The following is a 4502-nucleotide window of genomic DNA, read 5'->3' on the forward strand; positions in this document are numbered from 1 at the left end:
ACCGATCACCCGGACCTTCGACTGGGTCACGTCCGGGCCGGCCTGCCCGGCCAAGCGGGACGTCGTCCTCTACCGTGGAGTGACCGGCCCATCGATAGTGATCACGGAGGCAGATACATGAAGCTGTCGTGGCGCAGGCATCAGGAGCCCGTCTCCGCGAACCCGAACCGGACCCTCACCGGCCCGGAGCGCGCCGCCGCGCTCGGCGTGGCCGACGAGTCCGAGCCCGAACTCGAGCTCGAGCCCGCCGTGGCCGCCTCGGTTCCGATCACGGCGACCAGCGGGGTCGGCTCCCCGGTGCTGGCATCGACGTCGGCCGCGGCCGCCCCGAGCGGGCCGAAGCCGGTGATGCTCACCCTCACCACCCGAGGCCAGATCGAACAGGCCGAGCAGGAAGCCGCCCAGGCCGCCGCCCAGCCAGTGCGGCGCCGGATGGAACGCGGCATGTTCGGCGGCAGCACCGCGACCGGCGGCGGCTGCTCCTCCGGCGGCTGCGGCTGACGCCGCGGATCAGCGGTACACGCGGGGCACGCGAGCGCCGATCCGGGTGACGATCTCGTAGTTGATGGTGCCGGCGGCGGTGGCCCAGTCGTCGGCGGTCGGCTCACCCTGGTCACCCGGGCCGAACAGCACCACCTCGTCGCCGACGGACACGTCGTCGTCGCCGACGTCGAGAACGAACTGATCCATGCAGACGGTGCCGGCGACGCGTCGCCGCCGTCCACCGAGAAGCACCTCGCCGCGGTTCGTCGCCGACCGGGGGACGCCGTCGGCGTAGCCCAGGGGGACCAGGGCCAGCGTCGCCGCGCGGTCGGTGGTGTACCGGTGGGCGTAGGACACGCCGGTGCCGGCCGGCACCCGCTTGACCAGGGCGGCATGGCTGACCAGCGTCATCGCCGGGCGCAGGCCGAAACGAGCCGGCGGGCCGACCTCGGGGCCGGGTGAGAGCCCGTAGACCGACACACCCGGTCGGACCAGGTCGAAATGGGCCTGCGGGCTGACCAGGGTCGCCGCGGAGTTCGCGAGATGGCGCACGACCGGGGTCAGACCGGCCTTGTCGGCGATGTCGATGGCCTCCCGGAACATCCCGATCTGGGCCTGCACGGTCGGATGCCCCGGGGCGTCCGCGAAGGCCAGATGGCTCCAGACGCCGTAGGCCGACAGGACGCCCTCGGCCTCCAACCGGGCCGCGTCGTCGCACAGGTCGGGCCAGTCCGCCGGGGTCGCCCCGGCCCGGCCGAGTCCGGTGTCGGCCTTGAGATGCACGCGGGCGCGTCGGCCGACCCGGCGGGCGGCCTCGGCGATCCGCCGCAGCGCCCAGGGCGCGGAGGCCGACAGGTCGATGTCGGACTCGATCGCCGCGTCGATGTTCTCCGCGGGTGTGCTGAGCCAGCACAGCACCGGCACGGTGATCCCGGCGGCGCGCAGCGCCAGCGCCTCCTCGAGGAAGGCCGTGCCCAGCCAGGTCGCCCCGGCCTCAAGCGCGGCCCGGGCGCACGGGAGCATGCCGTGGCCGTAACCGTCGGCCTTCACCACGGCCATGGTGGCGGCCGGGCCGGCCCGGTCGACGAGGGCGGTCACCGAATCCCGCACCGCGTCGAGCTCGATGGCCGCGTAGGTACGGGCGGCGGGCCCGGCCCCGGTGTCGGTCGGCTGTTCACTCACCCGGCCAACGCTACCGCCAGCGGGTCGGGTGGGGTCCCTCAGCGAGCCGGGTCGGTCAGCAGGTCGGTGACGGTGGCGGCGAGCAGGCGGGGCAGGTCGCTCGCGGCCAGCGGGAGGCAGCCGTGCGCCCCGGCCCGTTCGGCGGCGCGGCCGTGCAGGTGGGCACCGACCGCCCCGGCGAACGCCACGGGCAGGCCGGCCGCGGCCAGCGAGCCGATCAGGCCGGTGAGCACATCCCCGCTGCCGGCGGTGCCGAGCCAGGGCGAACCGGTGGTGTTCACCCAGGCCGTCCCGGAGGGCTCGACGACAAGGGTGCGCGCGCCCTTGAGCAGGATGACCGCGCCGGTCTCGGCGGCGACCCGCCGCACGGTCGCGAGCCGGTCGGCCGCCAGCTCGTCCGCGGCCTTCGCCGCGTCCCAGCCCAGGACCCGCCCGACCAGCCGGGCGAACTCGCCCTCATGCGGAGTGACCAGCACCGGGGCGACCCGCCGGTGCAGCCGGGTGCGGTCGGCGGCGAGCAGGTCGGCGAGCGGGTCGAGGGCACCGGCGTCGACGACGAGCGGCACGTCCTCGCCGAGCAGGGCGTCCAGCGACGCGCCGGTGGCCGAGGTGTCGCCGGCCAGGCCCGGGCCGATCGCCCAGGCCTGCACCCGTCCGGCGGCCAGCAGGGCGGCCCGGTCACCGGGTGCGATGTCGGTGACCACGGCCTCCGGATGCGCCGCGCGGACATGGTCGCCGGCCCGGCCGCGGATGCGCCCCGAGGCCGGGTCCGCGCGTCCCACGCTGACGACCCGCAGGTAGCCGGCACCGCCGCGCAGCGCCCCGCCGACGGCGAGCACGGCCGCCCCGGGGTAGTCGTCGCTGCCGGCGACAAGCCCGAGCACACCCCGCCGGTACTTCGACGCCGTCTCGTGCGGTACTGGCAGCGCCGCGCGGACGTCCGCGTCGTCCAGCACGCGCAGGTCCGGCTCGGGCAGCGTCAGACCGATGTCGACCAGCTCCACCGGGCCGGTGTGGGCGGCCCCGGGCATCAGCCACAGGCCACGCTTGTAGGTCCCGAAGGTGATCGTCGCGCTGGCGCGGATCGCGTCGCCCGCTACCGCGCCGGTGTCGGCGTCCACACCGCTGGGCAGGTCGACGGCGACGGTGCGCCGCGGCGGTGCGAGCGCGGCCAGGCGGGCGTGCGCCGGGCGCAGTCCCCCGCGTCCGCCGATACCGAGCAGGCCGTCGAGGACGAGATCGGCGCGTTCCAGCAGCGCGCGGAGGGTGGGTTCGTCCGGCCCGGCGGACGGCGCGACGATCTGGCGGCGGCCGCCGGCGGCCAGCAGTGCGGCGGTCGCCTGTGGATGTGTCGTTCCGGTGGCGATCGCGTCCACCCGCGCCCCCCGGGCCGCCAGCCGGGCGCCGGCCCACAGGGCGTCGCCGCCGTTGTCACCGGAACCGGCCAGGATGACGATCCGGGCGCCGTGGACCCGGCCGAGCCGTCGAACCACGTAGGCGACCAGCCCGAAGACCGCCCGCTGCATGAGCGCGCCCGGAGGGAGAACGGCGAACCGCTCCGCCTCGGCCGCCCGAACCTGCTCCACGGTGTGCGCGTTCCGCATGTCGCCCATGCTGCCCGTTCCCCGCCCGATCAGACGTCCACATCGCCGGACGTCCACATCGCCGGACGTCCCCGCCGTGGCGGGACGAGCCGGGTCAGGACTCGGCGACGACCATGGCGACGGCGACCCCGCCGTCGTGGGTCAGCGACAGATGCCAGCTGGCGATGCCGAACCGCGCGGCCGCGGCCGCCACAGTGCCCCCGACCCGCAGCGACGGACGACCACCAGGACCAACCAGGACTTCGGCGTCATGCCATTCCAGCCCGGGTGGGGCGCCGAGCACCTTGGCCACGGCCTCCTTGGCGGCGAACCGGGCGGCCAGACGTTCCGGCCTGGTCAGGGCGCGTTCCGCCGGGGTGAACAGGCGCATCGCGATGGCCGGTGTACGCGAGAGGGTGGCGGTGAACCGGTCGATGTCCACCACGTCGACGCCGATGCCCACAACTGCCATCCGTCGAGGTTCCCACATCGGCGCGCCCGACTCGATCAGCGCCACCCGGACGATCACCCGTGGCCGACGGACATCCCGACCGCGCGGGTGACCGTGCCGACAGACGGGACTGGGCGCCCGCATCGGTCGGATGCGGGCGCCCAGTGGGGGTCGTGCCGTGCTGCTCAGCTCGGTCGCGGTGGTTCACGTCGAGACCGACGGACCCGCCTGCCCGGCCTCGCCCTGGCCGCTCTCGGCCTTTCCGGTGGCCTCGGCCGGCTGGTCGTCGGGGCCCTCCCCGCCGACCTCATCGCCGGCGAGGATGCGGTAGAGACCGCGGCGGGTCTCGGTGAGCAACGCGCGGGCGGCCGCGAGCTGCTCGTCGTCGCCGGCCTGGGCGACCTGGACCACGGCGGCGCCGACCGCGAAGGCCAGCGAACGCAGACTGGTGAGCTCCTCGTCGGCGCCGTCGGCCGCGGTCTCCCAGGGCCGACGCTGGCCGGCGCGGGACTCGACGTGGGCGCGCCCGGCCTCGGTGAGGTGGAAGACGCGCTTGCCGTCGGCCTCCTCGGCCTGCACGAGACCCTCGTCGGCCAGCAGGGACAGCACCGGGTACACCGACCCGGGGCTCGGACGCCAGGTGCCGCCGCTGCGCTCGCCGAGTTCGCGGATCATCTGGTAACCGTGCATCGGCTCCTCGGCCAGCAGGGCCAGCAGGGCCTCGCGGACATCACCGCGCCCCACCTTGGGCCCGCGGCCGAAGCCGGGACCGCCGAAACCGCCCGGCCCGCCGAAGCCCGGGC

The 4502-nt window shown here is 75.6% G+C and carries 5 protein-coding genes; 1 reads left to right on the forward strand and 4 read right to left on the reverse strand.

Going from position 1 to position 4502, the window contains the following annotated elements; translation table 11 throughout:
* The first annotated feature begins 117 nt into the window (after positions 1-117).
* Entirely contained in the window at positions 118-501 is a 384-nt protein-coding gene (locus tag G6R24_RS18505) for a hypothetical protein (RefSeq protein ID WP_163550464.1), read from the forward strand.
* A 9-nt stretch (positions 502-510) separates the two neighbouring features.
* On the opposite strand, the gene alr is transcribed toward G6R24_RS18505, so the two are convergent.
* The 4 genes from alr to G6R24_RS18525 all read right to left on the reverse strand — a co-directional run.
* Entirely contained in the window at positions 511-1665 is a 1155-nt protein-coding gene (alr, locus tag G6R24_RS18510) for an alanine racemase (RefSeq protein WP_163550465.1), read from the reverse strand.
* A gap of 38 nt (positions 1666-1703) precedes the next feature.
* On the reverse strand, positions 1704-3269 hold the full coding sequence (locus G6R24_RS18515) for an NAD(P)H-hydrate dehydratase (protein WP_163550468.1): 1566 nt from the start codon (positions 3267-3269) through the stop codon (positions 1704-1706).
* A 94-nt stretch (positions 3270-3363) separates the two neighbouring features.
* Positions 3364-3720 carry a holo-ACP synthase gene (locus G6R24_RS18520; protein ID WP_163550466.1) on the reverse strand — a complete coding sequence of 119 codons (357 nt, stop codon included), beginning with the start codon at positions 3718-3720 and terminating at the stop codon, positions 3364-3366.
* A 183-nt stretch (positions 3721-3903) separates the two neighbouring features.
* Positions 3904-4502: PadR family transcriptional regulator (locus G6R24_RS18525; RefSeq protein ID WP_163550467.1), on the reverse strand; the 599-nt coding region annotated here is incomplete at its 5' end.

Source organism: Candidatus Frankia nodulisporulans (assembly GCF_902806475.1).
Taxonomy (GTDB): Bacteria; Actinomycetota; Actinomycetes; order Frankiales; family Frankiaceae; genus Frankia; species Frankia umida.